This is a genomic window from Streptomyces sp. RB17 (genome assembly GCF_009604455.1).
In the GTDB taxonomy this organism is placed as follows: domain Bacteria; phylum Actinomycetota; class Actinomycetes; order Streptomycetales; family Streptomycetaceae; genus Streptomyces.
The window spans coordinates 175,749-202,429 of sequence record NZ_WEGL01000004.1 but is presented as its reverse complement, the minus strand read 5'-3'; the positions used below and the strand labels follow the sequence as shown (position 1 = coordinate 202,429).

22 protein-coding genes, 1 tRNA gene and 3 pseudogenes are annotated in these 26,681 nt (G+C 70.0%); 13 read left to right on the top strand and 13 right to left on the bottom strand.

What is annotated here, in order from left to right; translation table 11 throughout:
- The first annotated feature begins 400 nt into the window (after positions 1-400).
- Positions 401-1,480 carry a histidinol-phosphate transaminase gene (hisC, locus tag SRB17_RS18840; protein WP_323375891.1) on the top strand — a complete coding sequence of 360 codons (1,080 nt, stop codon included), beginning with the start codon at positions 401-403 and terminating at the stop codon, positions 1,478-1,480.
- 13 nt (positions 1,481-1,493) lie between these two features.
- On the opposite strand, the gene SRB17_RS18835 is transcribed toward hisC, so the two are convergent.
- Positions 1,494-1,871 (bottom strand): cyclophilin-like fold protein, encoded by a 378-nt coding sequence (locus SRB17_RS18835; protein ID WP_153540212.1) that lies wholly within the window; start codon positions 1,869-1,871, stop codon positions 1,494-1,496.
- 210 nt (positions 1,872-2,081) lie between these two features.
- On the opposite strand from SRB17_RS18835, the gene SRB17_RS18830 reads away from it, so the two are divergent.
- Genes SRB17_RS18830 through cydD form a run of 3 tightly spaced genes read left to right on the top strand, consistent with a single transcriptional unit; the run spans position 2,082 to position 8,314 of the window.
- Positions 2,082-3,590: a cytochrome ubiquinol oxidase subunit I gene (locus tag SRB17_RS18830; protein ID WP_323375889.1), complete on the top strand. Its 1,509-nt coding sequence runs from the start codon at positions 2,082-2,084 to the stop codon at positions 3,588-3,590.
- Between the two features lie 16 nt (positions 3,591-3,606).
- Positions 3,607-4,626: a cytochrome d ubiquinol oxidase subunit II gene (gene cydB / locus SRB17_RS18825; RefSeq protein ID WP_153540210.1), complete on the top strand. Its 1,020-nt coding sequence runs from the start codon at positions 3,607-3,609 to the stop codon at positions 4,624-4,626.
- A gap of 58 nt (positions 4,627-4,684) precedes the next feature.
- Positions 4,685-8,314: a thiol reductant ABC exporter subunit CydD gene (gene cydD, locus SRB17_RS18820; protein ID WP_323375888.1), complete on the top strand. Its 3,630-nt coding sequence runs from the start codon at positions 4,685-4,687 to the stop codon at positions 8,312-8,314.
- 69 nt (positions 8,315-8,383) lie between these two features.
- Here cydD and SRB17_RS18815 read toward each other — a convergent pair whose 3' ends face one another.
- Positions 8,384-9,274 carry a Cof-type HAD-IIB family hydrolase gene (locus SRB17_RS18815; protein ID WP_153540208.1) on the bottom strand — a complete coding sequence of 297 codons (891 nt, stop codon included), beginning with the start codon at positions 9,272-9,274 and terminating at the stop codon, positions 8,384-8,386.
- A gap of 72 nt (positions 9,275-9,346) precedes the next feature.
- Positions 9,347-9,625: pseudogene (locus SRB17_RS18810) on the bottom strand (LLM class flavin-dependent oxidoreductase); the annotation flags it as partial.
- A 24-nt stretch (positions 9,626-9,649) separates the two neighbouring features.
- On the opposite strand from SRB17_RS18810, the pseudogene SRB17_RS48500 reads away from it, so the two are divergent.
- Positions 9,650-10,021: pseudogene (locus tag SRB17_RS48500) on the top strand (MFS transporter); the annotation flags it as partial.
- Between the two features lie 139 nt (positions 10,022-10,160).
- On the top strand, positions 10,161-10,739 hold the full coding sequence (locus tag SRB17_RS45440) for a hypothetical protein (RefSeq protein ID WP_194294094.1): 579 nt from the start codon (positions 10,161-10,163) through the stop codon (positions 10,737-10,739).
- Here SRB17_RS45440 and SRB17_RS18800 read toward each other — a convergent pair.
- Positions 10,730-11,314 (bottom strand): TetR/AcrR family transcriptional regulator, encoded by a 585-nt coding sequence (locus SRB17_RS18800; RefSeq protein ID WP_323375887.1) that lies wholly within the window; start codon positions 11,312-11,314, stop codon positions 10,730-10,732. The two genes, SRB17_RS45440 and SRB17_RS18800, sit on opposite strands and share 10 nt — an antisense overlap.
- A 253-nt stretch (positions 11,315-11,567) precedes the next feature.
- On the opposite strand from SRB17_RS18800, the gene SRB17_RS18795 reads away from it, so the two are divergent.
- On the top strand, positions 11,568-12,473 hold the full coding sequence (locus tag SRB17_RS18795) for an LLM class flavin-dependent oxidoreductase (RefSeq protein WP_153540204.1): 906 nt from the start codon (positions 11,568-11,570) through the stop codon (positions 12,471-12,473).
- Between the two features lie 170 nt (positions 12,474-12,643).
- On the opposite strand, the pseudogene SRB17_RS18790 reads toward SRB17_RS18795, so the two are convergent.
- The 5 genes and pseudogenes from SRB17_RS18790 to SRB17_RS18770 all read right to left on the bottom strand — a co-directional run.
- A pseudogene (locus tag SRB17_RS18790) lies at positions 12,644-12,889 on the bottom strand (LLM class flavin-dependent oxidoreductase); the annotation flags it as partial.
- A 43-nt stretch (positions 12,890-12,932) separates the two neighbouring features.
- Complete coding sequence (locus tag SRB17_RS18785; RefSeq protein WP_416237067.1) at positions 12,933-13,412, bottom strand: hypothetical protein; 480 nt, start codon at positions 13,410-13,412, stop codon at positions 12,933-12,935.
- Between the two features lie 55 nt (positions 13,413-13,467).
- Positions 13,468-14,016, bottom strand: a complete 549-nt coding sequence (locus tag SRB17_RS18780) for an RNA 2'-phosphotransferase (protein WP_153540199.1) — start codon at positions 14,014-14,016, stop codon at positions 13,468-13,470.
- A 306-nt stretch (positions 14,017-14,322) separates the two neighbouring features.
- Positions 14,323-16,077 carry an SDR family oxidoreductase gene (locus SRB17_RS18775; RefSeq protein ID WP_323375886.1) on the bottom strand — a complete coding sequence of 585 codons (1,755 nt, stop codon included), beginning with the start codon at positions 16,075-16,077 and terminating at the stop codon, positions 14,323-14,325.
- Between the two features lie 32 nt (positions 16,078-16,109).
- Entirely contained in the window at positions 16,110-16,952 is an 843-nt protein-coding gene (locus tag SRB17_RS18770) for a M24 family metallopeptidase (RefSeq protein ID WP_153540197.1), read from the bottom strand.
- A 264-nt stretch (positions 16,953-17,216) separates the two neighbouring features.
- Between SRB17_RS18770 and SRB17_RS18765 the strand changes: the two genes are divergently transcribed.
- The 6 genes from SRB17_RS18765 (at position 17,217) to SRB17_RS18740 (ending at position 21,406) form a co-directional block, all read left to right on the top strand.
- Positions 17,217-18,197, top strand: coding sequence for an ABC transporter ATP-binding protein (locus SRB17_RS18765; RefSeq protein WP_323376039.1), 981 nt, complete (start codon positions 17,217-17,219; stop codon positions 18,195-18,197).
- A complete protein-coding gene (locus tag SRB17_RS18760; RefSeq protein WP_153540193.1) occupies positions 18,187-19,104 on the top strand; it encodes an ABC transporter permease in 918 nt (305 codons plus the stop codon). Before SRB17_RS18765 ends, SRB17_RS18760 begins: the two co-directional genes overlap by 11 nt.
- Positions 19,101-20,012, top strand: coding sequence for an ABC transporter ATP-binding protein (locus SRB17_RS18755; RefSeq protein ID WP_323375885.1), 912 nt, complete (start codon positions 19,101-19,103; stop codon positions 20,010-20,012). The genes SRB17_RS18760 and SRB17_RS18755 overlap by 4 nt, the downstream gene beginning before the upstream one ends.
- A gap of 10 nt (positions 20,013-20,022) precedes the next feature.
- A complete protein-coding gene (locus SRB17_RS18750) occupies positions 20,023-20,742 on the top strand; it encodes an ABC transporter permease (protein WP_153540191.1) in 720 nt (239 codons plus the stop codon).
- Positions 20,743-20,828: 86 nt separating this feature from the next.
- Positions 20,829-21,080 (top strand): hypothetical protein, encoded by a 252-nt coding sequence (locus SRB17_RS18745; RefSeq protein WP_153540189.1) that lies wholly within the window; start codon positions 20,829-20,831, stop codon positions 21,078-21,080.
- Between the two features lie 238 nt (positions 21,081-21,318).
- Positions 21,319-21,406, top strand: a tRNA-Ser gene (locus SRB17_RS18740).
- Between the two features lie 221 nt (positions 21,407-21,627).
- On the opposite strand, the gene SRB17_RS18735 is transcribed toward SRB17_RS18740, so the two are convergent.
- From SRB17_RS18735 to efeB, 4 genes are all read right to left on the bottom strand, one after another.
- The gene (locus SRB17_RS18735) at positions 21,628-22,428 is read right to left on the bottom strand and encodes an HAD family hydrolase (RefSeq protein WP_323375884.1); all 801 of its coding nucleotides are present in this window, start codon (positions 22,426-22,428) and stop codon (positions 21,628-21,630) included.
- On the bottom strand, positions 22,425-23,702 hold the full coding sequence (serS, locus tag SRB17_RS18730) for a serine--tRNA ligase (RefSeq protein ID WP_323375883.1): 1,278 nt from the start codon (positions 23,700-23,702) through the stop codon (positions 22,425-22,427). The genes SRB17_RS18735 and serS overlap by 4 nt, the downstream gene beginning before the upstream one ends.
- 610 nt (positions 23,703-24,312) lie before the next feature.
- Complete coding sequence (gene pheA, locus SRB17_RS18725; protein WP_153540187.1) at positions 24,313-25,248, bottom strand: prephenate dehydratase; 936 nt, start codon at positions 25,246-25,248, stop codon at positions 24,313-24,315.
- 149 nt (positions 25,249-25,397) lie between these two features.
- The gene (gene efeB, locus SRB17_RS18720) at positions 25,398-26,681 is read right to left on the bottom strand and encodes an iron uptake transporter deferrochelatase/peroxidase subunit (protein WP_153540185.1); all 1,284 of its coding nucleotides are present in this window, start codon (positions 26,679-26,681) and stop codon (positions 25,398-25,400) included.

Sequence of the window (26,681 nt, the reverse complement as noted above, 5' to 3'; positions counted from 1 at the left end):
GGTAGTGCGGACGCATATGCACGCGTTGACAGGCACGTTTCTGCATGGTCGTTGGGGATCAACTACCTTAGAAAGACAGTCAGTTGAACGATCCTGCAGCAGGACGTGGCGTGGTGGCGCGTATGAACCTGCCAACTGCTCGATGTCTCGAAGAGGTCTCAACTCACCTGCACGGGTGATGCGCGCCACGGCGCGAGCTACCGGCGCGTAGATATATGTACGGCGCGCCCCCTGAAACGCACGCCTTCGTACGTGATGCCCCGGGATGGCGTCGGGCCGGATGCGGTTCACGTTTTGCCGGGCCGCCACCTGTACGCACCCGGGCCGAATCCTCATAAGGTGAGGAGTATTGGAAGCCGGCGGTGTCGACGGACCGCCGGTGGTCGCGAGGAGGACTGCGGTGAGCGAGACGAGCCCCAAGCTGCGCGCCGAGCTGGAGGGTATCCCCACCTACAAGCCGGGCAAGCCCGCCGCGGCCGGCGGGCCGGTCGCCTACAAGCTGTCCTCCAACGAGAATCCGTACCCGCCGCTGCCCGGCGTGATGGAGAGCGTGACGGCGGCCGCCCGCGACTTCAACCGCTACCCGGACATGGCGTGCACCGGGCTGATGACCGAGCTGTCGGAACGCTTCGGCGTCCCGGTCTCCCACCTGGCCACCGGCACCGGCTCGGTCGGTGTCGCCCAGCAGCTCATCCAGGCCACCAGCGGTCCCGGCGACGAGGTGATCTACGCCTGGCGTTCCTTCGAGGCGTACCCGATCATCACGCAGATCAGCGGCGCCCGGTCGGTGCAGGTGCCGCTCACGTCCGGCGATGTGCACGACCTGGACGCGATGGCGGAGGCGATCACCGACCGGACGCGTCTGATCTTCGTCTGCAACCCCAACAACCCGACCGGCACGGTGGTGCGGCGGGCCGAGCTGGAGCGGTTCCTCGACCGGGTGCCCGGCGATGTCCTGGTGGTGCTGGACGAGGCCTATCGCGAGTTCATCCGCGACCCCGAGGTGCCCGACGGCGTCGAGTTGTACCGGAACCGGCCCAACGTCTGCGTTCTGCGCACCTTCTCCAAGGCCTACGGGCTCGCCGGGCTGCGTGTCGGTTTCGCGATCGCCCATGAGCCGGTCGCGGCGGCACTGCGCAAGACGGCGGTGCCCTTCGGTGTCAGCCAGCTCGCGCAGGAGGCGGCGATCGCCTCGCTGCGGGCCGAGGACGAGCTGCTCGGCCGGGTCGGCTCGCTGGTGTGCGAGCGCACGCGCGTGGTCGACGCACTGCGCGGCCAGGGCTGGACCGTGCCGGAGACGCAGGCGAATTTCGTGTGGCTGCGGCTGGGGGAGCGTACGGTCGCATTCGCTCAGGCCTGTGAACAGCACGGTGTGGTGGTCCGGCCGTTCCCGGGCGAGGGTGTGCGGGTTACGGTCGGAGAGACCGAGGCGAACGACATCTTCCTGAAGGTGACGGAGGCGTTCCGCAAGGAGCTGTAGCCCGGCGCAGGCTCTACTCGTCGATCAGTTCCACACGGATGGGGTCGCCGTCTCGTACGGTCGCCAGCGCTCGGGCGTCCCCGTCCAGGCTTCCGAGGATGTTGCAGGGGCTCGCGAGGCGGCACTCGTCGCCTCGCGAGATCGGGGTCGGGCCGTAGGGGAGGGCGAGCGCGTCGCCGTCCGTCCAGAAGGCCACCGTGCCCGGCTCCACGACCTGCCGGGCGTCCGTTTCACGTGAAACAGCGACACCTGTGTCGAAATACACCTCCTCGCCCCATGTGTGGGCGCTGGAGGTGAATGGCAGCGCCTTGGCGAGGGCCTGTGCCGTCGGTGTGTCGGCGTCGAGGGTCGCGGTGATGTTGCCCGTGGGCCAGGAGATACGTATCTGCATGGCGCGCAATTCAACAAGATGTTGAAGTCGCTGCCAAGGTCTTGACGCGGTGGCGATAGGGCCACCCCGCCCTACTAGGCCGAAAATCAGTGCGTCATAATGGCTTGTGAATGTGAACGCGTTCACAAGCGCGTCCCCGTTCGCCCTGTATGTGCGCGATAAACAGGGCAAACCGCCGCTGTACCACGCCGTAGTAAGGAGAGTGACGACGTGGACCTGGCTCTGGCGCCGGAGACACTGGCGCGCTGGCAGTTCGGCATCACCACCGTCTACCACTTCCTGTTCGTCCCGCTGACCATCTCCCTGGCCGCCCTCACGGCCGGGCTGCAGACGGCCTGGGTGCGCACGGAGAAGGAGAAGTACCTCAGAGCGACGAAGTTCTGGGGCAAGCTCTTCCTGATCAACATCGCCATGGGCGTGGTCACGGGCATCGTGCAGGAGTTCCAGTTCGGCATGAACTGGTCCGACTACTCGCGCTTCGTCGGTGACATCTTCGGTGCGCCGCTCGCCTTCGAGGCGCTGATCGCGTTCTTCTTCGAGTCCACCTTCATCGGCCTGTGGATCTTCGGCTGGGACAAGCTGCCCAAGAAGATCCACCTGGCCTGCATCTGGATGGTCTCGATCGGCACGATCCTGTCGGCGTACTTCATCCTCGCGGCCAACTCCTGGATGCAGCACCCGGTCGGCTACAAGATCGACAAGGCGAAGGGCCGGGCCGAACTGACCGACTTCTGGGCCGTGCTCACCCAGAACACCGCCCTGAGCCAGGCCTTCCACACCCTGTCCGCGGCCTTCCTGACCGGCGGCGCCTTCATGGTGGGCATCGCCGCCTATCACCTGGCCCGCAAGAAGCACATCCGCGAGATGAAGACCTCGCTGCGGCTCGGCCTGGTCACCGTGGTCATCGCCGGTCTGCTCACCGCGGTCAGCGGGGACACCCTCGGCAAGGTCATGTTCAAGCAGCAGCCGATGAAGATGGCGGCGGCCGAGGCGCTGTGGGACGGCCAGAAGCCGGCGCCCTTCTCGATCTTCGCCTACGGCGATGTCGAGAAGGGCCACAACACCGTGGCCATAGAGATCCCCGGCCTGCTGTCCTTCCTCGCCGACGACGACTTCACCTCGTACGTCCCTGGTATCAACGACGTCAACAAGGCCGAGCAGCAGAAGTTCGGTCCGGGCGACTACCGGCCCAACATCCCCGTCGCCTTCTGGGGCTTCCGCTGGATGATCGGGTTCGGCATGGCCTCGTTCGCCATCGGCCTGGCCGGACTGTGGCTGACCCGCAAGAAGTTCATGCTTCCGCAGCATCTGCGCGTCGGCGAGGACGAGGTGCCGCACCTGGTGCTCTTCAAGAACAAGGCACTCAGCCCCAAGCTCACGCCCTGGTTCTGGCGCGTCGCCATCTGGACCCTGGCTTTCCCGCTGATCGCCAACTCCTGGGGCTGGATCTTCACCGAGATGGGCCGCCAGCCGTGGGCCGTCTACGGCGTCCTGCAGACCCGGCACGCGGTCTCCCCCGGTGTCTCCCAGGGAGAGGTCCTCACCTCGATGATCGTCTTCGCCTCGCTGTACGCGATCCTCGCCGTGGTCGAGGTCAAGCTGCTCGCGAAGTACGTCAAGGCCGGCCCGCCCGAGCTGACCGAGGCCGACCTCAACCCGCCCACGAAGATCGGCGGCGACACGCGTGACGCCGACAAGCCGATGGCCTTCTCGTACTAGGCCGGGGGGAACAGTCATGGAACTTCACGACGTCTGGTTCGTCCTGATCGCGGTCCTGTGGACCGGCTACTTCTTCCTGGAGGGGTTCGACTTCGGGGTCGGCATCCTCACCAAGCTGCTGGCCCGCAACCGGCCGGAGCGACGGGTGCTGATCAACACCATCGGACCCGTCTGGGACGGCAACGAGGTGTGGCTGCTCACGGCCGGTGGCGCGACCTTCGCCGCGTTCCCGGAGTGGTACGCCACCCTCTTCTCCGGCTTCTACCTGCCGCTGCTGGTCATCCTGGTCTGCCTGATCGTCCGGGGAGTCGCCTTCGAGTACCGGGCCAAGCGGCCCGAGGAGAACTGGCAGCGCAACTGGGAGACGGCGATCTTCTGGACCTCGCTGATCCCGGCGTTCCTGTGGGGCGTGGCCTTCGGGAACATCGTGCGGGGCGTGAAGATCGACCAGCACTTCGAGTACGTCGGCACCGTCTGGGACCTGCTCAACCCCTATGCCCTCCTCGGCGGTGTGGTGACGCTCACGCTGTTCACCTTCCACGGAGCCGTGTTCACCGCGCTCAAGACCATGGGGGACATCCGGGTACGGGCACGGAAACTGGCTCTGTGGGTCGGTCTCGCCACGGCCGTCGTGGCGCTCGGCTTCCTGCTGTGGACGCAGGCCGACAGCGGTGACGACAAGAGCCTGGTGGCACTCGTCGTGGCGGTCGCCGCGCTGGCCACCGCGCTGGTGGCCAACCAGTTCGGGCGTGAGGGATGGGCGTTCGCGCTGTCCGGCGTCACCATCGTGGCCGCCGTGGCGATGCTCTTCCTCTCGCTCTTCCCGAACGTCATGCCGTCCACGCTCAACGGGGACTGGAGCCTGACAGTCACCAACGCCTCGTCGAGCCCCTACACCCTGAAGATCATGACCTGGCTGGCGGCCATCGCCACGCCGCTCGTCCTGCTCTACCAGGGCTGGACCTACTGGGTCTTCCGCAAGCGGATCGGCACGCAGCACATCGCTCCGGATGCTGCGGCCGGCGCCGCGCACTGAGTCCGTCGGGGTGTGTTGCACGTGAAACACACCCCCTGGGCCGAAGGGCACGTTTCACGTGAAACCAATCGATCCGCGTCTGCTGCGCTACGCCCGCGCCACGCGTCTGTTCCTCGCGGCGGTCGTCGGCCTGGGGGCCGTCGGTGCGGGGCTGGTCATCGCCCAGGCGATGCTCATCGCCGAGGTCGTCGTCGGTGCGTTCCAGCACGGGCAGTCCGTCACTGAACTGCGCACTCCCCTGCTGCTGTTGGCCGCCGTGGCCGTTGGCCGATCGGTTGTCGCGTGGCTCACCGAACTCGCCGCCCATCGAGCGAGCGCGGCGGTGAAGTCGGAACTGCGAGGGCGGCTCCTCGACCGGGCGGCGGCGCTCGGTCCCGGGTGGCTGGCCGGGCAGCGCACCGGTTCGCTGGTGACGCTGGCCACGCGCGGGGTCGACGCCCTGGATGACTATTTCTCGCGGTATCTGCCGCAACTGGGGCTCGCGGTGGTCGTTCCGGTGGCGGTGCTGGCGCGGATCGTCACCGAGGACTGGGTGTCGGCTGCGATCATCGTCGGCACCCTGCCTCTCATCCCGCTCTTCATGATGCTGATCGGCTGGGCCACCCAGTCCCGGATGGATCGTCAGTGGCGGTTGCTGTCCCAGTTGTCGGGGCACTTCCTGGACGTGGTCGCCGGACTGCCCACGCTGAAGGTGTTCGGCCGGGCCAAGGCGCAGGCCGAGTCCATCCGCCGGATCACCGGAGAGTACCGGCAGGCCACCCTGCGGACCCTGCGGATCGCCTTCGTCTCCTCCTTCGCGCTGGAGTTGCTCGCCACACTGTCGGTCGCTCTGGTCGCGGTGACGATCGGCATGCGACTCGTGCACGGTGACATGGATCTGTACATCGGCCTGGTGATCCTCGTGCTGGCGCCCGAGGCGTACCTCCCGTTGCGGCAGGTCGGTGCGCAGTACCACGCGGCGGCGGAGGGGCTGGCTGCCGCGGAGGAGATCTTCAGCGTGCTGCAGACGCCGGTTCCGGCGTCGGGTACGGGTGCGGTGCCGTCGGGCGCCGTGGCCTTCGAGGGGGTCACTGTTCGCTACCCCGGTCGCTCGGTGGACGCCGTGACGGATGTGTCGTTCAGCGTCGAGCCCGGAGAGACGGTCGCGCTGGTGGGGCCCAGCGGGGTGGGCAAGTCGACGCTGCTCAACGTGTTGCTCGGGTTCGTCCTGCCCAGCGAGGGGCGGGTGCGGATCGGGGGAGCGGATCTTGTGGAACTCGATCTGGAGGAGTGGCGGTCGCGGATCGCATGGGTGCCGCAGCGGCCGCATCTGTATGCCGACACCATCGCGGAGAACGTGCGGCTGGCGCGGCCCGACGCGGACGAACGTGCCGTACGGCGGGCGCTGCGGGACGCGGGTGCGCTGGAGTTCGTGGACGCGTTGCCCGAGGGGACGGAGACCGTGCTCGGGGAGGACGGGGCGGGGCTGTCGGCGGGGCAGCGGCAGCGGTTGGCTCTTGCCCGCGCCTTTCTCGCCGACCGGCCCGTGCTGTTGTTGGACGAGCCGACGGCCTCGCTGGACGGGGGGACGGAGGCGGAGGTCGTGGCGGCGGTGCGGCGGTTGGCTGCCGGGCGGACGGTGTTGCTTGTCGTGCATCGGCCGGCGTTGCTGGAGGTTGCCGACAGGGTGGTGCGGCTGGAGAACGGGGCGTTGTCGAGCGCGGTGTCGTCGAGCGCCGAGTTGTCGAGCGCCCGGAGCTGCGGCCGGCCTGCTACGGGGCTCCGACCCCTGGACCCCCGTCCTCGCCCACCCGCCACTCGACTCGGTGGGCTCGATGGCGGCCCCCCGGCGTCCGGGCTCGGTGGGCTGGATGGTGACCCTTCGCTGCAGAGCGGTCCGGCGGGGCCTCTACGCGGGCAGTTGGAAAGTGGCTCGGTCGCGGGAGCTTCGGTGCGGTCGCGGCGGGTGCTTGCGCGGGTTCGTGCGCTGGCCGGGCCGCGGCGGGGGCGGTTGGTGCTGGCGTTGGTGCTGGGCAGCCTGGCGCTCGGTAGTGCCGTCGGGCTGATGGCGACCTCGGGATGGCTCATCTCGCGGGCATCGCAGCAGCCTCCGGTGCTGTATCTGATGGTGGCGGTGACGGCAACGCGGGCCTTCGGGATCGGGCGGGCGGTGTTCCGGTACGCCGAGCGGCTGGTGTCGCACGACGCCGTGCTGCGGATGCTCGCCGATACGCGGGTCGCCGTGTACCGGCGGCTGGAGAGGCTTGCCCCCGCAGGGCTGCGGACCGCCCGGCGCGGCGATCTACTGACCCGGCTGGTCGCGGACGTGGATGAGCTCCAGGACTACTGGCTGCGCTGGCTGCTGCCCGCGTCGGTCGCCGTCGCCGTCTCCGCCGCCTCCGTCGGCTTCACGGCCTGGCTGCTCCCCGAGGCCGGAGCTGCCCTCGCGGCGGGTCTCGTGGCGGCCGGCATCGGTGTCCCGCTCGTCACGGCGAGGGTGGCGCGGCGGACCGAGCGACGGCTGGCCCCGGCCCGGGGCGCCCTCGCCACCCGCGTGACTGATCTGCTCACCGGCACTGCCGAGCTGACCGTCGCCGGCGCGCTGCCCGCCCGTACGGCCGCGGCCCGGCGAGCCGACGGCACCCTCACCCGGATCGCCTCGCGCGCCGCCGCCGTGACCGCGCTCGGCGACGGGCTGACCGCGCTGATCTCCGGCCTGACCGTCACCGCGGCCGCACTCTTCGGCGCCCAGGCGGTGGCCGCGGGCCGGCTCGGCGGTGTGGCGATGGCCGTGGTCGTGCTCACTCCCCTGGCCGCCTTCGAAGCCGTGCTGGGGCTGCCGCTCGCCGTGCGCCACCGGCAGCGGGTACGTCACAGCGCAGAGCGCGTGCATGAGGTGCTGGACGCTCCGGAGCCCGTGCGCGAGCCCGAGCGGCCCCGGCAGTCGCCCGCCTCGCCGTTCCCGGTGGTGGTCAAGGGGCTGGCCGCGCGGTACGAGGGGCAGCGGCGGGACGCCCTGGCCGGCTTCGATCTCACCCTGGAGGAGGGGCGGCGGGTCGCGGTGATCGGCGCGTCCGGTGCCGGCAAGACGACCCTCGCCCAGGTGCTGCTGCGCTTCCTCGACCCGCGGGAGGGCTCGTACACGCTCGCCGGTGTGGACGCGTACGCGCTGGCCGGTGACGGCGTACGGCGGCTCGTCGGGCTGTGTGCGCAGGACGCGCATCTCTTCGACAGCTCGGTGCGCGAGAACCTGCTGCTGGCCAGGAAGGGCGCCACCGAGGCCGAGTTGCGCCGGGCGCTGGACCGGGCCCGGCTGCTGGACTGGGTGGACGGGCTGCCCGACGGCCTGGACACGCTGGTCGGCGAGCACGGGACCCGGCTGTCCGGCGGTCAGCGACAGCGGCTGGCGCTGGCTCGCGCCCTGCTGGCCGACTTCCCCGTCCTGGTCCTCGACGAGCCCGCCGAGCATCTGGACCTGCCGACCGCCGACGCGCTGACCGACGATCTGCTGGCGGCCACCCAGGGCCGTACGACACTGATGATCACGCACCGGCTGGCCGGGCTGGAGGCCGTGGACGAGGTGATCGTGCTCGACGCGGGCCGGGTGGTGCAGCGGGGAACCTATGCGGACCTTCTCGCGGTGGACGGGCCGCTGCGGGCGCTCGCGCGACGGGAGGCGGAGGCGGAGTCGCTGGTCGGAGCGCGGTGACCGGCACTTCGCTCTACGGCTCCTGCCAGTCCCCGGGGTGTTTCGGTAGCGGTCCAGTCCCCGGGTGTTTCAGTAGCGGCCGGCGAGCAGTTGTTCGATCACGACCGCGACGCCGTCCTCGTTGTTGGCGACCGTACGGCCCGACGCGGCGGCGATGACGTCCGGGTGGGCGTTGCCCATCGCGTACGACTGGCCGGCCCAGGTCAGCATCTCGACGTCGTTGGGCATGTCGCCGAACGCGACTACCTCCTCGTGCGAGATGCCGCGCTCGGCGCAGCACAGGGCGAGCGTGCTGGCCTTGGAGACGTCGGGGCCGCTCAGTTCCAGCAGGGCGCTGGGGCTGGAGCGGGTGACGTTGGCGCGGTCGCCGATCGCGAGGCGGGCGAGGGTGAGGAAGGCGTCCGGGTCGAGATCGGGGTGGTAGGCCAGGATCTTGAGCACGGGCTGGTCGGCGTCCGGGCCGTCGGGGGCGAGAAGGCGCTCGGCGGGCAGCAGGTTGTCCGGTATCTCCATGTGCAGCTTGGGATAGTCCGGCTCCTGGTGGAAGCCGTACGTTTGCTCCACCGCGAACACCGTGCCGGGCGCCGCCGCGCGCAGCAGCCGTACCGCGTCCAGGGCATTCTCGCGCGCCAGGTCGCGCACCTTCACGAAGCGGTGGGCGCCGGGGCCGCCGTGCAGGTCGACCACGGCAGCGCCGTTGCCGCAGATCGCCAGGCCGTGGCCGTGGACGTGCTCGCTGACGACGTCCATCCAGCGGGCCGGGCGGCCGGTGACGAAGAAGACCTCGATGCCCGCCTCCTCGGCGGCGGTCAGCGCGGCCACGGTCCGCGGGGAGACCGACTTGTCGTCGCGCAGCAGAGTGCCGTCGAGGTCGGTGGCGATCAGCCGCGGCCGTAGGGCGGCGGCGGACGGAGTCCCGGGTTGTCTGGTCGCTGAGGTCACCGGGTCATTCTCGCGCATATGCCCGCACGGTCGTGCGGAACTCCGCACAGATGAGACACAGATGACGCCCGGCCCCGGCCGCCGCACCGGTCAGTCCAGCTGGGCGGCGGCCTCCATGGCGATCTGCTCGAAGACCTTCTCGTCGGCGGCGAAGTCGGAGTCCGGGATGGGCCAGTGGATCACGATCTCGGTGAAGCCCCGTTGCCGGTGCCGGCCGGCGAAGTCCACGAACGCGTCCAGGGGCTGAAGCGGCCGGGGACGGTCCGGAGTGAAGCCCGTGAGCAGGACCTTGTCCAGGCCGGTCACGTCGCGCCCGGCGTCCGCGCAGGCCTCGGACAGCTTGGCGACCTGGCCGCGCAGGGCCTCGACCAGCTCGGGTGGAGTCCGGTGCGGATGGGGTCCATCCTGGCCGTGTACTGGTTGGCGTCCCTGTCCGGTGCCTTCTTGAGCAAGCGGGCCGCGCTGCCCCGAGTGTTGGAACGCACGCTGGCCGTCGCGCTCTTCGGCACCTGCCTGGGGGTGCTCGCAGCCGCGGCGACGCCCGTTGTGGGCCTGTGGGTCAGCTCAGTGGTCGGGGGCGCGGCCTACGGCTATACCCAGCCACACACCAACGCCCTGCTCATGCGGCGGTGCCCGCCCAGGCTGCGCGCGTTCGCCTTCGGCCTGAAGCAAGCCGCGGTGCCAGCCGCCACCCTGCTGGCAAGTGGAGCGATGCCGCTGCTGGCCGGACCGGTCGGCTGGCGAATGGTGTTCATCGCTGCCGCAGTGCCGTGCAGCATGGGCGGCGTTCTGCTCGCGCGGAAAGGGCTCACAGACGGACCCTCTGTGGTCACCGACCAGAGCCGCGACGTGCCCCTGCGTGCGGACGCCTGTCTGGTAGCTCTGAGCTCCGCCGGATTCTTCGGTGCGATGGTGGGGCAACGGGCTGGGCGGCTTCCTGGTGCTTGCGCTGACAACAGGGGGAGCGTCGCTGTCGGTCGCCAGCGCCGTGGCGACCGCGGGGGCCGCGCTCAACATCATGATCCGTCTCGCCGCGGGCTGGCTTGTCGGCCGGATGCCCTGTGCGGCATGGAGGGCGCTGACGGGTTTGTTCATCGCCGGTGCGGCGGGTACTGCGCTTCTGACCCAACCGGACCTCACGGTGATCACGGTGGGTGCTCTGCTCGCCTATGGCGGCGGCTGGGGCTGGGCGGGCCTACTGCACTACGTCATCGGACTGCCCTACACCGGCTGGGAGCAACGGGCCACGGCATACAGCGAGATGGGGGTCTCTTTGGGAGCCGCGTCCGGGCCACTGGCATGTGGCCTGCTGTTCACCGCCGTGAGCCCCATCGCCTCTTGGTGGGTTCTGACAGCTGCCGGAACAGCCGCTGCTGCCTGCGTACTCTTCGCTCGGAAGGTCATCCCGCCACACCAGCACGGCGCAGCTGCCCACTTGTCGGTGGCGCCGAGGGACACGGTCAAGATGGTCGGTCAGCGCTGACCGGAGCCGACCACGAGACTCGCCACAACCTGCTTCGCACCGGCGACCGCCCGGCGGAACCCCGCAGGGTCTTGATGGGCGCGTGCCAGGACATAGCCGCCCTGGACCGTCGCCATGATCAGTGATGCCATCACGTCCGGGTCGGTTTCGGGCCGAAACTCGCCTGCGCGCACCCCCTCGGCAAGGACCGCGGACAGGCGGTCACCGAGCCAAGTGAAGAAGTCCGCCGTAGTCACACGAAGGCCATCGTCGGCGACGATCTCGTGGTCCTGGGCCAATCGCCCCATGCGACAGCCGGCGAGCGGGTCGCGTTCCAGATCAAGAAAGGCATTGATGCGAGCGACGGCCGACTCCGCCGCGGCCAGTGCATCCTCCGTACGGGAGCGAAGTTGATCGCTCATGTGTGCCATGGCCGCGGCTGCCAGCTCCGCCTTGCCGGAGAAGTGGTGATACATGCTCCCCTGGCCCGCGTGCGCGCGCTCCAAGATCATGGCTGGGCTGGTGCCCGTGTACCCCCGCTCCCACAGCAGCTCGGCAGCAGCGCGGGTCAATGCCTCGCGCCGGAGCTGCGTCACCGGTCGGGCTGACAACCGTCTTGCCGACGCGCTCCAATCCGAGGCGGTCTCCTCCCTGAACGCCCCCGGAGCCTGCCGCCACTGCGGCTCCGTTGGTGATCAGCCCGGCGCGGGAGGGCGTGTGTCGGTTCCATCGAGCGTTGCTGGAGCAGTCTCGCAAGACAGGGGAAGCGAGATCCGATCCACAGCGGGATGGAGCACACGATCTGCGGCCCTCCCGGACTCATCGCGCAGCCACGTAGGCTTCTGAGTCATGAGTCTGCGTCTGAGCACCGTGATCCTCCCCTACCGCCGCTGGCATGAGGGGAGCCGCGAGGCATGGCAGCGCGCTGAACAACTCGGGTTTCACACCGCGTACACCTACGACCATCTGTCCTGGCGCGTTCCGTTCCGTGACGGGCCGTGGTTCGGTGCCGTGCCAACGCTGACTGCCGCTGCCAGTGTCACTGACCGTATGCGATTGGGCACACTCGTCACGTCGCCCAATTTCCGACACCCGGTGACGCTCGCCAAGGAGCTGATCTCCCTGGACGACATCTCCGGGGGCCGGATCACCCTCGGCATCGGCGCTGGCGGTACGGGCTTCGACGCCACCGCGCTCGGCCAGGCGCCGTGGACCCCACGGGAGCGGGCCAGCCGGCTCGCCGAGTTCGTGCCGCTGCTCGACCGGCTACTGACCGAGGAATCGGTGTCGTTCGAGGGCGACTTCTACTCGGCGCACGAGGCGCGAAATATCCCCGGCTGCGTGCAGCGCCCCCGGCTGCCCTTCGCGGTGGCGGCCACCGGTCCACGCGGGCTACGGCTCGCCGCCCGGCACGGACAGGCGTGGGTGACCACCGGCGACCCCAAGCTGTACGAGAACGGCACCTCCGAACAGTCAATTCAAGCCATTCGCGGACAGGCCGAGAAGCTGGCCGACGCCTGCGCCGAGATCGGGCGCGACGTGGCCGCCATGGACAAGATCCTGCTCACCGGTTTCACCCCGGACCGCGGCCGGCCACTGGAGTCGCTCGACGCGTTCGTGGACTTCGCGGGCCGGCACCGGGAACTGGGCTTCACCGAGATCGTGATCCACTGGCCCATCCCCGACACGTACTTCGCCGCCGACGAGAAGGTCTTCGAGCAGATCGCCATGGAAGCCTCGGCCCAGCTGTGCTGAGTCGGCACCTCCTGAGCACTACTCATCGACGGAGGCGACGTCGGCAGGTCGCCGGCGAACCGCCCCGCTGGACGGCAGGGCCCCTTCGCGCGATTGCGTCTGAGCCGCAGGCATCGTTCGGGCTGTTCCCGCCGACAAGTGGGCCGGTCTGTTTTCCCTGGTCAGGATGCGATGGGCGAATAAGGCTTGACTGAGGTCACCAGCGTGCCGAGGCGCAGCCGCTCGGTGGCGGCAGCGACGGCGGTCAGCGTCGCAACCGCGCCGAACCACGGGCCGTCACGGAAGCTGCGCCAGGACAGGTGGTCGTAGGTGTACGCGGTGTGGAAGCCCAGCTGCTCGGCCCGCACCCAGGCCGAACGGCCGCCCTCGCTCCAGCGGCGGTACGGCAGGATCACCGTGCTCAGTCGCAGACTCATGCGTCCGAGAGTGAGCGGCCCCATCGACAACCGGCCAAAACGGTCACCGTACGCGGCTGCTCAGCCACGGAGTGAGCAGGGCCATGGGTACGTACTCCTTGTACGTGCGGTCGCCGGGCAGCGGGACGACCAGGCGGTAGCCGGGCGGGAAGCGGCGCGCCTTGACGTGGGCGAGGCCCTCGAAGACGGAGCGGAGGAAGGCGGGCACGTCGTCGCGCGGGATGTCGGGGCACTCGATGCCCTCGACGGTGATCAGCGCGTCGTCCTCCGGGTAGAGACGGACGCTCACCCGGGGTGCGCCGCCGAACTCGACGTACGCCTCGTGCGGCAGGGAGCCGTCGGGATCGGTGGTCACGCCGATGCCCGCGGTGCTGCGGCGGGAGGTCTGGTCGGCGCCGATGTCGTGGGTCACCTCGATATCGCGCGCGAAGCGGGCGGCGAGGGCGCGCAGCGCGGTGACGGCGGCCTCGGTGGTCGGCAGGTGTTCGGGACGGTGGGGCGAGTGGTCCATACCGGTGATCATGACGGCGGGCCGGTGCCCGTGTCAGCCGGGGTCGGGCGAGCGTGGGCCGGCGTCTTCAGTGCGGCCCCGGGAGTCGCAGGTAGCGCGGGGGTACGGCCTTCGTCAGCCAGACCCCGTTCGCGCTGACGTGGAAGACGTGGCCGTCGCGGTGCATGGCTCCGGCGTCGACGGTGAGCACCACGGGGCGGCCGCGCCGGGCGCCGACCCGGGTGGCGGTCTCGCGGTCGGCGGAGAGGTGGACGTCGTGCCGGTCCATGGGTCTGAGGCCCTCTGCCCGGATCGCGTCCAGGTGGCGGGCGACGGTCCCGTGGTAGAGGTACGGCGGCGGGGTGGCCGGGGGCAGGCCGAGGTCGATCTCGACGCTGTGGCCCTGGCTGGCGCGGATCCGGCTTCCATCGATCGCGAAGCGCTGTTTGTCGTTGGCGGCCACCACGTGGTCCAGTTCCTCGCGCGTGAGCCGGAAGCCGTGGGCGGCGGCCGCGGCGATCAGCGTGTCGATCTCCACCCAGCCGCCCGGTTCCAGTGTGAGCCCGATGCGCTCCGGCTGGTGGCGCAGATGTTTCGAGAGGTACTTCGACACCTTCACGGTGCGTCTTTCGTCCATGGGCCCAGGATGAGGGAGAGGCGTGGATCACGCAGGTTTTTTTGTTCGCAGGTTTGATCCACAACCAACTGGTGTTATCCACAGGCCAATTGACGAATCTGTGGACAAATGGCGGGCAGATTAGGGTGATTCGCGAAGTTCCTTAGATTGACCAGTACATGAGGCCAGAAGGTCCAAGGCATGTGTCTCCAGCTCGCGTTCAGTTGTCGACACGATGGACTTGTGAGCGCGGTCCCGGGCAACTAGCTCTCCGTGCAAGCCGGGTCGCCAACGTTCGTATGTAAAACCGCCAGTTCGCCAGGAATGTCACAACTTCGGCTCCACTCGGGCCAGTCGGCGCAGCGCCCCGGGCAGCACACGCGACAGCAGGTGCGCGCCCCGCGCTTCCGGTGTCACCGGTACCACTGCTCTGTTGCGGGCCACGGCGTCCAGGATGGCCTCGGCGACCTTCTCCGGTGGGTAGTTGCGCAGGCCGTACAGACGAGCCGATTTCTTCTGGCGGCGGCGCTCCTCCGCCTCGTCCGCACCGGCGAAGCGGGCCGTGGAGGTGATGTTGGTGTTGACGATGCCGGGGCAGATCGCGCTCACCCCGATGCCCCGGCCCGCGAGTTCGGCGCGCAGGCACTCGGAGAGCATCAGCACCGCGGCCTTGGAGGTGCTGTAGGCGGGCAGGGCCCGGGAAGGCTGGAACGCCGCCGCGGAGGCGATGTTGACGATGTGACCGCCCTGGCCGCGCTCGGCCATCCGCGCGCCGAAGAGCCGGCAACCATGGATGACGCCCCAGAGATTGACGTCCAGCACCTTGCGCCAGTCCTCGGAGGTGGTGGCGAAGAAGGAGCCCGACAGTCCGATGCCCGCGTTGTTGACCAGCACGTCCAGCACGCCGTAGGCGCGGTGCACCTTCTCCGCGAGCTTCTCCATCGCCTGCTCGTCGGAGACGTCGGCCGTCTCGGCCCAGGCCTCGGGCGCGCCGATCAGCCGGGACAGTTCGGCGGTGCGGGCGGCGGCCTCGGCGTCGCGGTCGACGGCCACCACGCGCGCGCCGGCCTCCGCGAACGCGAACGCCGTGGCTCGGCCGATGCCGCTGCCGGCGCCGGTGATCAGGACCAACTGGCCGCCGAAACGGTCGGCGTGCCGACCGGAGGCCGTGGGCTCGGGGTGGCCGCCGTCCACGGACATGATGAATTCCTCGATCCAGGAAGCAAGTTGGTCAGGACGGGTGCGTGGCACCCAGTGCTTGGCCGGGAGCGTGCGCCGGGTCAGCTGGGGCACCCACCGCTCCAGGTCGTCGTACAGACGCTCCGAGAGAAACGCGTCCCCCTGGGGCGTGATGAGCTGCACGGGCGCGTGCGCGTACGCGTCGGGGCGCGGGTGGAGCAGCCGGGCGCGGACGTTGTCCCGGTACAGCCAGGCGCCGTGCGCCGCGTCGGAGGGGAGGGAGGAGGTCGGGTAGTCGCCGCCGGGGACCTTTTCCACGCGCTGGAGGATCTTCGGCCAGCGCCTGCCGAGCGGGCCGCGCCAGGCCAGTTCCGGCAGGGCCGGGGTGTGCAGCAGGTACACGTACCAGGACTTGGCTCCCTGGCCGAGGAGTTGGCCCACCCGGCGGGGCGTCGGACGCTTCACGCGCGCGTTGATCCAGTGTCCGAAGTGGTCAAGGGACGGGCCGGAGATCGAGGTGAAGGAGGCGATACGGCCCTCCGTGCGGCCGACCGTGACGAACTCCCAGGACTGTACCGAGCCCCAGTCGTGGCCGACCAGGTGCACCGGACGGTCCGGGCTCACGGCGTCCACGACGGCCAGGAAGTCGTCGGTGAGCTTGGGCAGCGTGAAGCCGCCGCGCAGCGGCTTGGGTGCCGTCGAGCGGCCGTGGCCCCGGACGTCGTACAGGACCACGTGGAAGTGGTCGGCGAGGCGGGCGGCGACCTCGGACCAGACCTCCTTGCTGTCCGGGTAGCCGTGCACCAGCACCACCGTGGGCTGCTCCGGATCGCCCAGCTCGGCCACGCACAGCTCGACCCCGCCGGTCGCCACCCGGCGCTCCCGCGCACCCTTCAGCGTCACGTCCGCCGTCACTCCTCCCGGCCTGCCCGCCGTCACTTGTCCTCCGCCCAGCGCCGCACGTGCGGCAGATCGTCGTCCAGCCAGAACGCGCTCTGTTCGGGGTCCTTCGAGTCGGTGACCACGAGGATCTCCTCGAACTTCGCGCCCGTACCCCGGAAGCCGAGGTGGGGTTCGACCGCCCACAGGCCCGGCTGCGGCGGATGGTCGGAGAAGCGGTACGGCGACCACAGGGGCGACCAGCCCTCGCGGTGGCCGTGCAGCGCGTCGGCGGCCAGTCCCTTCAGGGACTGTGTGCCGAACCCGAACAGGTGGGGGGAGAAGCGGCGCTGCTTCACGCGGTCCACCTTGTGGGCGATCACACCGAAGGGATACGCGCGGTGCCGGTTGGCGTAGCCCTGGCGGACCATGAGCCGGTCCACGTCCTCGTAGATCTCGCGCAGCGGGCGCCGCTCGCGCACCTCGCGCAGGATCAGCTCGCGGTGCGCCTCCAGGTCGGCCATCAGCCGGTCCTGCACCGGGTTGACGCCGAGCGAGCCCGAGTAGCCGATGTCCGCCGTGCAGCCCCCGTAGACCGGCGCCATGTCCAGGATGAACGGCATCCCCGGCTCCAGGGCGCGGTCGGTGGGGAAGAACTGCAGGGGTATGCGGAAGTTCACGAACGCCGTGCGGTCGCCGAACCAGGCGAAGGGCAGGTGGAACCAGTCCCGCACCCCGCGCTCGCGCAGCCACTCCCGCTGCATCCGCGCCGCCTCGCGCTCGGTCACGCCCGGCTCCAGCCGCGCCGCGACCGCCTCCGCGCACTCGTAGGCGAGGCGCTGCACCCGCCTGAACCCCCGTAGTTCCACGGAGAGTTCGCTGCTCACTGCCGTCGTCATGCCGCCCCGTCCCGTCGCGCCGTCGACCCGTCCCGTCGATGCGCCGACCCGTCTGTGGACTGCCTACTCGTCCGTAACTTGACCCTGTGAATGTGGCAGTTGTTAGAGGCGGCGTCAATAGGAGGGGTGGCGGCTGTGGAAAACCCGGGGTAACCCTTAGGCGTGGCATCCCCTAGGGTCCCGTAATACTTGGGTCTGACGCGAAGACGGCTCTGAGGTCTGACGACCGGCGTGGCCCGAGTCACTACGGTCGTAGGCGTGACTGTGATCGCGACCGAAAGCCTGAGCAAGCGGTTCCCCCGGGTGACCGCGCTCGACCGGCTGTCCGTGGACATCGGGCCCGGTGTGACCGGACTCGTCGGAGCCAACGGCGCCGGCAAGTCCACCCTGATCAAGATCCTGCTGGGTCTGTCCCCCGCCACGGAGGGCCGCGCCGAGGTGCTCGGCCTCGACGTCGCCACCAAGGGCGGCGCCATCCGCGAGCGCGTCGGCTACATGCCGGAGCACGACTGCCTGCCACCCGACGTCTCGGCCACCGAGTTCGTCGTCCACATGGCGCGCATGTCCGGCCTGCCGCCCACCGCCGCGCGCGAGCGCACCGCGGACACCCTGCGCCACGTCGGTTTGTACGAGGAGCGCTACCGCCCCATCGGCGGCTACTCCACCGGCATGAAACAGCGGGTCAAGCTCGCCCAGGCGCTGGTGCACGACCCGAAGCTGGTGTTCCTGGACGAGCCGACCAACGGCCTCGATCCGGTCGGCCGGGACGAGATGCTCGGCCTGATCCGGCGCATCCACACCGAGTTCGGCATCTCGGTCCTGGTCACCTCCCACCTCCTCGGCGAACTGGAGCGGACCTGCGACCACGTCGTCGTCATCGACGGCGGCAAGCTCCTGCGCTCCAGCTCCACCAACGACTTCACCCAGACCACGACCACCCTCGCGATCGAGGTCACCGACAGCGACACCCACCCCGACGGCACCCGCGCGGTCCGCGACGCGCTCCACGCGCGCGGGGTGGAGACCGACAACGAGGGCGCCGGACTGCCCGGCGCCGGACACATCCTGCTGCTGACCGCCCAGGGCGAGGAGACGTACGACCTGGTCCGGGATGTCGTCGCCGACCTCGGCCTCGGCCTGGTGCGCATGGAGCAGCGCCGGCACCACATCTCCGAGGTGTTCACCAGCAGCGCCGAGCACAGCGGCGAAGAGCAGCGGAAGGAGGCCGTCCGCCATGGCGGTTGAGCACCCCTTGCAGCCCCTGACCCCGGCCGCGGGCGACCAGACCCGCATCCACGACATCGGCTACCGCGGCTACGACGGCCCGCGCCTCGGCCGCGCCTACGCCCGCCGCTCGCTGTACTCGCAGTCGCTGCGCGGCTCCTACGGCCTCGGCCGCTCGGTCAAGTCCAAGGTGCTGCCGATGCTGCTGTTCGCGGTGATGTGCGTGCCCGCCGCCATCATGGTGGCCGTCACGGTCTTCACCAAGGCGCACGACCTGCCGGTGACCTACACCCGCTACGCGATCATGCTGCAGGCCGTGATCAGCCTGTACGTCGCCGCGCAGGCACCCCAGGCCGTCTCTCGCGACCTGCGCTTCAAGACCGTACCGCTGTACTTCTCGCGGCCCATCGAGACTGCCGACTACGTACGCGCCAAGTTCGCCGCGCTCGCCTCGGCGATCTTCGTCCTGACCGCCGCCCCCCTGCTCGTGATGTACGTGGGTGCGCTGCTGTCCAAGCTGGGCTTCGCCCACCAGACGAAGGCATTCGCCGAGGGACTGGTCTCCGTGGCCCTGCTCTCCCTGCTCTTCGCCGGCATCGGCCTGGTCATCGCCGCCGTCACCCCGCGCCGCGGCTTCGGCATCGCCGCCGTGATCGCCGTGATGGTCATCTCCTACGGAGCGGTCAGCACGCTCCAGGCCATCGCCAATGTGCAGAACCACACCTCCGCCATCCCCTGGATCGGCCTGTTCTCGCCCATCACGCTCATCGACGGCGTCCAGTCCGCCTTCCTGGGCGCGACCGCCCGCAACCCCGGCGCGGTCGACCCCTCGGCCGGGCAGGGCGTGGTGTACGTCCTGGTCGTGCTCGCCCTGATCGCCGGCAGCTACGGCCTGCTGATCCGCCGCTACAAGAAGGTGGGGCTGTGACGACCCTCAGCATCGACCACGTCTCCCGCTGGTTCGGCAACGTGGTCGCCGTCAACGACATCACCATGACCATCGGCCCCGGGGTCACCGGCCTGCTCGGCCCCAACGGCGCCGGGAAGTCCACCCTGATCAACATGATGGGCGGCTTCCTCGCCCCCTCCACCGGCACGGTCACCCTCGACGGGCAGCCGGTGTGGCGCAACGAGCAGATCTACCGGCACATCGGCATCGTCCCCGAGCGCGAGGCGATGTACGACTTCCTCACCGGCCGCGAATTCGTCGTCGCCAACGCCGAGTTGCACGGTCTCGGCGCCAGGGCGGCCCAGAAGGCGCTCGCCACGGTCGAGATGGAGTACGCGCAGGACCGGAAGATCTCCACGTACTCCAAGGGCATGCGGCAGCGCGTGAAGATGGCGAGCGCGCTGGTCCACGACCCGTCGCTGCTCCTGCTGGACGAGCCGTTCAACGGCATGGACCCGCGCCAGCGCATGCAACTGATGGACCTGCTGCGGAAGATGGGCGACGAGGGCCGCACGGTGCTGTTCTCCTCGCACATCCTCGAAGAGGTCGAACAGCTCGCCCGGCACATCGAGGTCGTCGTCGCCGGACGGCACGCGGCCAGCGGCGACTTCCGCAAGATCCGCCGACTGATGACCGACCGCCCGCACCGCTACCTGGTCCGCTCCAGCGACGACCGCGCCCTCGCGGCCGCGTTGATCGCCGACCCCTCCACGGCCGGCATCGAGGTCGACCTGGCCGAGGGCGCGCTGCGCATCCAGGCCGTCGACTTCGGCCGCTTCACCGCCCTGCTGCCGAGGGTCGCCCGCGACCACGGCATCCGGCTGCTCACGGTCTCGCCGTCCGACGAGTCCCTGGAGTCCGTCTTCTCGTATCTGGTCGCGGCGTAGGAGGCCGAAGATGTACGACCCCACTGTCGCCCGGCTCACCTACCGCGCCCTGCTCGGCCGCCGCAGGGCCCTCATCCTCGGCGCGCTGCCACTGCTGCTGATCGTGATCTCCGTGGCCGTACGCGGCCTGACCGGAGCCGACGACCAGACCGCCTCCGACGTGCTCGGCGGCTTCGCGATCGCCACGATGGTGCCGCTCATCGGCGTCATCGCGGGCACCGGCGCGATCGGACCGGAGATCGACGACGGATCCGTGGTCTATCTGCTGTCCAAGCCGCTGAAGCGGCCCGCGATCATCTTCACCAAGCTGATCGTCGCCATCGCCGTGACCATGGTCTTCTCGGCGGTGCCCACCCTGATCGCGGGTCTGATCCTCAACGGCAACGGCCAGCAGGTCGCCGTCGCCTACACGGTCGCCGCGCTGGTCTCCTCCATCGCCTACTCGGCGCTGTTCCTGCTGCTCGGCACGGTCTCCCGGCACGCGGTGGTCTTCGGACTCGTCTACGCACTGGTCTGGGAGGCGCTGTTCGGCTCGCTGGTGCCCGGCGCGCGCACGCTCAGCGTCCAGCAGTGGTCGCTGGCCGTCGCCCACAAGGTCGCCGGCGGTGACCTGGTGACCTCGGACGTGGGCCTGCCGACGGCCACGGTGCTGCTGGTCGTGGTGACCGTGCTGGCCACCTGGTACGCCGGGCAGAAACTGCGGACGCTGAAGCTGGCGGGCGAGGAGTAGGCCGTCGGCGGCTTGCGGCTTTGACAGGGACTTCACCCGGGTCCGGGCAGACTGGGCAAAGCGGATGTATGGCTAGGAGGCCGGTCATGGCACAGGAGATGCCGCGAAACGACGGGCGTGGGCGGTCCGAGGAGTCCGGGAGCGACGTCTGGGACGGGCTGGACCTGGACGAGGACTTCATACAGGGCGCCCGGACCTCCGAGCCGTCGGCCCGGGCCCGGATGCTCGCCGCCCGCTGGCGGGCCGGGGAGCCCGAGCCGCAGCCGTGGCGCTCCGACGAGCCGCCGGCGGGCTGGTTCTTCAGCAAGGCGCGCAGGCGCAGGTGGCGCCGCCGGTAATTCGGTCGCGCTCAACTCGGCGGTGGGGCAGAGTGGTTGTGCCCCATCCGCCGGGATCGTCCCGGCGCCGCTTACTGGGAGAGGAGTTGGGCGATGTCCATGCACGGCAGTACGCCCAGCTCCCGACAGGGCAGCCCGAGGCCGGCTCCGGTGTAGTTACCCCACCGTGGAGCTCGAGGAGCTGCCCGGGGCGGCCGCTTCGAGCACGCGATGTCGCTCTCGCGTGGGCCGCCCACCCGGAGGATTGGCCGAGTGGTAAGGCACTGGCTTGCTAAGCCAAGGTCGGGCCTGGAAAGCCCGCGCACGTTCGATCCGTGCATCCTCCGCGAGACGTTGTCACTGGGACTTGGCCGGCTTGCCGGCGGGGGATACCTGGAAGGACGCCCGGTGCTGTGGCCGGGGCGCGGTGGGTCGCTTTCCCGCGCGCGGCCGCGGTGCTTCGAAGGCGCCCGTACGGCAACCCCGTAGGGGCGCGGAGGACTGCGCGACCCCCCACCACTCACCCGCACCCGGCGACGAACCTCAGCCCCATGGCGCGGCCCCGCGGCTAACCCAGCAACCGCTCCAGTACCACCGCGATCCCGTCCTCCTCATTGGAGGAGGTCACTTCGTCGGCCACCGCGCGAAGCTCCTCGTGGGAGTTGGCCATGGCCACCCCCCGGGAGGCCCAGGCGAACATCGGGATGTCGTTGGGCATGTCGCCGAAGGCGATCGTGTCCGCGGCCTTCAGACCGAGACGGCGGGCGGCGAGAGACAGCCCCGTGGCCTTGGACAGGCCCAGCGGGAGGAGTTCCACGATGCCCTCGCCCGCCATGGCCACGGTGACGAAACCGCCGGCGGCCTGCCGGGCGGCGTCCGCCAGTGCGTCGTCGCCCAGCGTCGGATGCTGGATGTAGATCTTGTTGAGCGGGGCCGTCCAGAGGGCGGACGCGTCCGTGAAGGGGGTCGCCGGGAGCTTGCCGGTGACCGCGTAGCCCGGGCCGACCAGCACCTCGCCGTCGAGGCCGTCCCGGCTGGCCGCCAGGAACAGCGGACCCACCTCGGACTCGATCTTGGCCAGGGCCACGCCCGCGAGCTGCCGGTCCAGGGTGACCGACGTCAGCAGGCGGTGCGCCCCGGCGTCGTAGACCTGCGCGCCCTGGGCGCAGACGGCGAGTCCCTCGTAGCCGAGGTCGTCCAGGATGTGCCGGGTCCACGGGGCCGCGCGGCCGGTGACGACGATATGGGCCGCGCCCGCCGCGGTGGCCGCGGCGAGCGCGTCCCGGGTGCGCTGCGAGACCGACTCGTCGGAGCGCAGGAGCGTTCCGTCGAGGTCGGTCGCGATCAGCCGGTAGGGGAAGTCGGTCACTTGGCGACCGGCTCCAGGACCTCCCGGCCGCCCAGGTACGGGCGCAGCACCTCGGGGACCCGGACGGAGCCGTCGGCCTGCTGGTGGTTCTCGAGGATCGCCACGATCGTGCGCGGGACGGCGCACAGCGTGCCGTTGAGGGTGGCGAGCGGCTTGACCTGCTTGCCGTCGCGGACGCGGATCGACAGGCGGCGGGACTGGAACTCGGTGCAGTCCGAGGTCGAGGTCAGCTCGCGGTACTTGCCCTGGGTCGGGATCCACGCCTCGCAGTCGAACTTTCGGGCGGCCGAGGCGCCGAGGTCACCGGTGGCGACGTCGATGACGCGGAACGGCAGCTCGAGCGAGGTCAGCCACTGCTTCTCCCACTCCAGCAGCCGCTGGTGCTCGGCCTGGGAGTCCTCGGGGGCGACGTACGAGAACATCTCGACCTTGTCGAACTGGTGCACACGGAAGATGCCCCGTGTGTCCTTGCCGTGCGAGCCGGCCTCGCGGCGGAAGCAGGGCGAGAAGCCCGCGTACCGCATCGGCAGCTTGTCGGCGTCGATGATCTCGTCCATGTGGTAGGCCGCGAGCGGGACCTCGGAGGTGCCGACCAGGTACAGGTCGTCCTTGTCGAGGTGGTAGACGTCCTGGGCGGCCTGGCCGAGGAAGCCGGTGCCGGCCATGGACTGCGGGCGGACCAGCGCCGGGGTGAGCATCGGGGTGAAGCCGGCCGCGGTGGCCTGCGCGATCGCCGCGTTCACCAGGGCCAGTTCCAGCAGGGCGCCGACACCGGTGAGGAAGTAGAAGCGGGAGCCGGAGACCTTGGCGCCGCGCTCCACATCGATGGCGCCGAGCAGCTGGCCGAGCTCCAGGTGGTCCTTGGGCTCGAAGCCCTCGGCACCGAAGTCCCGGATCGTGCCGTGCGTCTCCAGCGTGGCGAAGTCCTCCTCGCCGCCGACGGGCACGTCGGGGTGGACGAGGTTGCCGAGCTGGAGCAGCAGCTCCTGGGTCTCGGCGTCGGCGGCGTCGCGCTCGGCGTCGGCGGCCTTGACGTCGGCGGCGAGCTGGCTCGCCCGCTTCAGCAGCTCGGCCTTCTCGTCGCCGGTGGCCTTGGGGATGAGCTTGCCGAGCTGCTTCTGCTCGGCGCGCAGCTCGTCGAAGCGGACGCCGGAGGACCTGCGCCGCTCGTCGGCAGACAGGAGGGAGTCGACGAGCGCGACGTCCTCTCCACGGGCGCGCTGGGAAGCGCGCACACGGTCGGGGTCCTCACGGAGCAGGCGAAGGTCAATCACGAGGCCAAGGCTACCGGTGCGGGCTTGCCGCTCACGAATCACTATTCCACGGAGTTCGGTTTCGCCACTTTTTGTCGCTTACGTTCCGTTAATCACGAATTGCGCACCGTGTCGACATGTGTCCGCGTGCGCCGGTACGCGCGGGAACGCGGATCGCGTCAAGGGAGAGTGTCTCACTCCCTGGGACGGGGCAGTGCTCCGGCGCCGGATTGACCGGACTTCCTTATGGAGAACCGGACTTCGTGAGCCCGCTGTCCACAGCGATCCACACCGCCCCGAAGAGTTATCCACAGGCTGTGTGGAAGGTCTGTGGATTTCGGAATTGATCACTCCGGTACATCGCGCCGGACTGGAGAATTCCCAGGGCAAACCCGGTTCACACCCACTTTTGAGTGGAAAGGGGTCCCTCCAAAAGATGAATCAATGGAAACGAGTGGACGAAGGGTGAGGTGCGGGATAGTGGCCGCATCGGGGGCGTGAGGGGCGATTTGTCGACCGACTCATCCACCCTTGTCGACTTGTCCCCAGGTCGAGAAGCGGACCTGTGGATAACTTCTGTGGATAACGAAGATATGCAGGTAGTACCGGCCGGAAGGAGTCTACGGACGCCTCAGAACCGGCCGTCCTGGCAGCGGGCCACCCAGTCCGCCGCAGCCATGAACTCCTCGTCCGACGTCCCCGGCCGGGTCGCCGGGGCCTCGGCCGGCCCGATGTCCGCACGTGGATAGGAGCCGAGGAAACGCACCTGCAGACAGATCCGCTTCAGACCCATCAGCGCCTCCGCCATCCGCCGGTCGGAGATATGGCCCTCGGCGTCGATGCAGAAGCAGTAGTTGCCGATGCCGGCGCCGGTCGGCCGCGACTGCAGCAGCATGAGGTTGATGCCGCGCGAGGCGAACTCGCCGAGCAGGTCGCGCAGCGCACCGGGGTGGTCGTCGCGCTGCCACAGCACCACCGAGGTCTTGTCGGCGCCGGTCGGCGCGGCGGGCCGGGCCGGGCGGCCGACCAGCACGAACCGGGTCTGCGCGGTCTCCGGGAAGTCGTGGATCCCGGTCTCCAGCGCCTCGAGGCCGTACCGCGAGGCGGCGAACTCGCCCGCGAAGGCGGCGTCGTACCGGCCCTCCTGGACCAGGCGGGCGGCGTCCGCGTTGGAGGCGGCCGACTCCCAGTGCGCGTCCGGGAGGTGCTTGCGCATCCAGTTGCGCACCTGCGGCTGGGCCGCCGGGTGGGCGGAGACCGTCTTGATGTCCGTGATCTCGGTGCCGGGCCGCACCAGCAGCGCGAAGGTGATCGACAGCAGCACCTCGCGGTAGATCGTCAGTGGTGCGCCCGCGACCAGCTCGTCCAGGGTGGTGGTGATGCCGCCCTCGACGGAGTTCTCGATCGGCACGAACGCGGCCTCGGCCTCGCCGGCCCGCACCGCGTCCAGCGCGGACTGCACCGACACGTACGGGACGAGCTCCCGGGTGGCCGCTTCCGGGAGGGTCCGCAGGGCGACTTCGGTGAAGGTGCCCTCGGGGCCGAGATACGCATAGCTCGCTGGCATGTCCTCACCCTAATGGCCGCAGGCCGCCCGGGCTCGCGTGTCTCACCACAGCCACTCGACCGGGTGGTTTGAGCCCGGAAAGCCCGCAAAACGCGTAACCCCGGCAGACGCCTGACCCGCTCGAACGCCTACCGCCGTCACATCCCGGTCTACCCCTCCAGCAGCCGCTGCCCCACGTACTCGCCCTTCGCCGCTCCGCCCGGCACCGCGAACAGCCCGCTCGCCTCGTGCCGGATGAACTGCGACAGCGCGTCGCCCCGGTCGAGCTTGCGCTGCACCGGTACGAAGCCGCGCAGCGGGTCGGCCTGCCAGCAGACGAAGAGCAGACCGGCGTCGGGCGTGCCGTCCGCGTCGAAGCCGTCGTGGTAGGAGAAGGGACGTCGCAGCATGGCCGCGCCGCCGTTCTTGTCCGGCCGGGTGATCCGGGCGTGGGCGTTGAGGGGAACGACGTACTCGCCCTTGGCGTCGGTCTTCTCCAGGTCCATCGGGGTCGTCTCGCCGCCCCCGGACAGCGGCGCCCCGTTGGACTTCCGGCGCCCGATGACCGCCTCCTGGGCCGGTACCGGCAGCTTCTCCCAGTCGTCGAGGAGCATGCGGATACGGCGTACGACGGCGTAGGAGCCGTTCGCCATCCAGGCCGGCTCGCCCGAGGCGGGCACGAAGATGCGCCGGTCGAAGTCGGCGTCGGCCGGTTTCGGATTGCGGGTGCCGTCCAGCTGGCCCATGAGGTTGCGGGCGGTCATGGGATGCGCGGTGGCGCCCGGGGTGCGGTTGAAGCCGTTCATCTGCCAGCGCAGCCGGGCCGCGCCGCCCGCGTCCTTCTGGATCGCGCGCAGGGCGTGGAAGGCGACCAGGGCGTCGTTCGCGCCGATCTGCACCCAGAGATCGCCGTCGCTGCGCGCTTTGTCGAGATGGTCGGAGGAGAAGTCGGGCAGCGGGTCCAGCGCGCTCGGCCGCTGCTTCTCCAGACCGGCCTTGCCGAAGAAGCCGTGCCCGAAGCCGAAGGTGATCGTCAGCGAGGACGGCCCGGCGTCGCGGGCCACATCCGTGTCGTCGTGCGGTGCCGCCTCGCCCGCCATCAGCCGCTCGGCCGTCGTCGACCAGCGGCGCAGCAGGGCCGCGACCTCCTTGCGGCCGGCGCCCGCCACCAGGTCGAAGGCGACGAGATGACCGCGCGCCTGGAGGCCCTCGGTGATGCCGGGCTGATGTTTCCCGTGAAACATCGCCCGGTCGGAGCCCACGGACGTCAGCGGGGTGGCCGGGGCGGGCGCGGCGGAGTAGCCCACGGCACCGCCGGCCGCGCCGAGCACGAGCCCGGTGGCGCCCGCGGTGCCGAGCAGGGCGCGCCGGGAGATGCCGTGGCCGCCCGCGGACTCGGACGGCTCGGACACCTCGATGGAGGTACGGGCCTGAGGGAGGGACTGGTCGGGCAT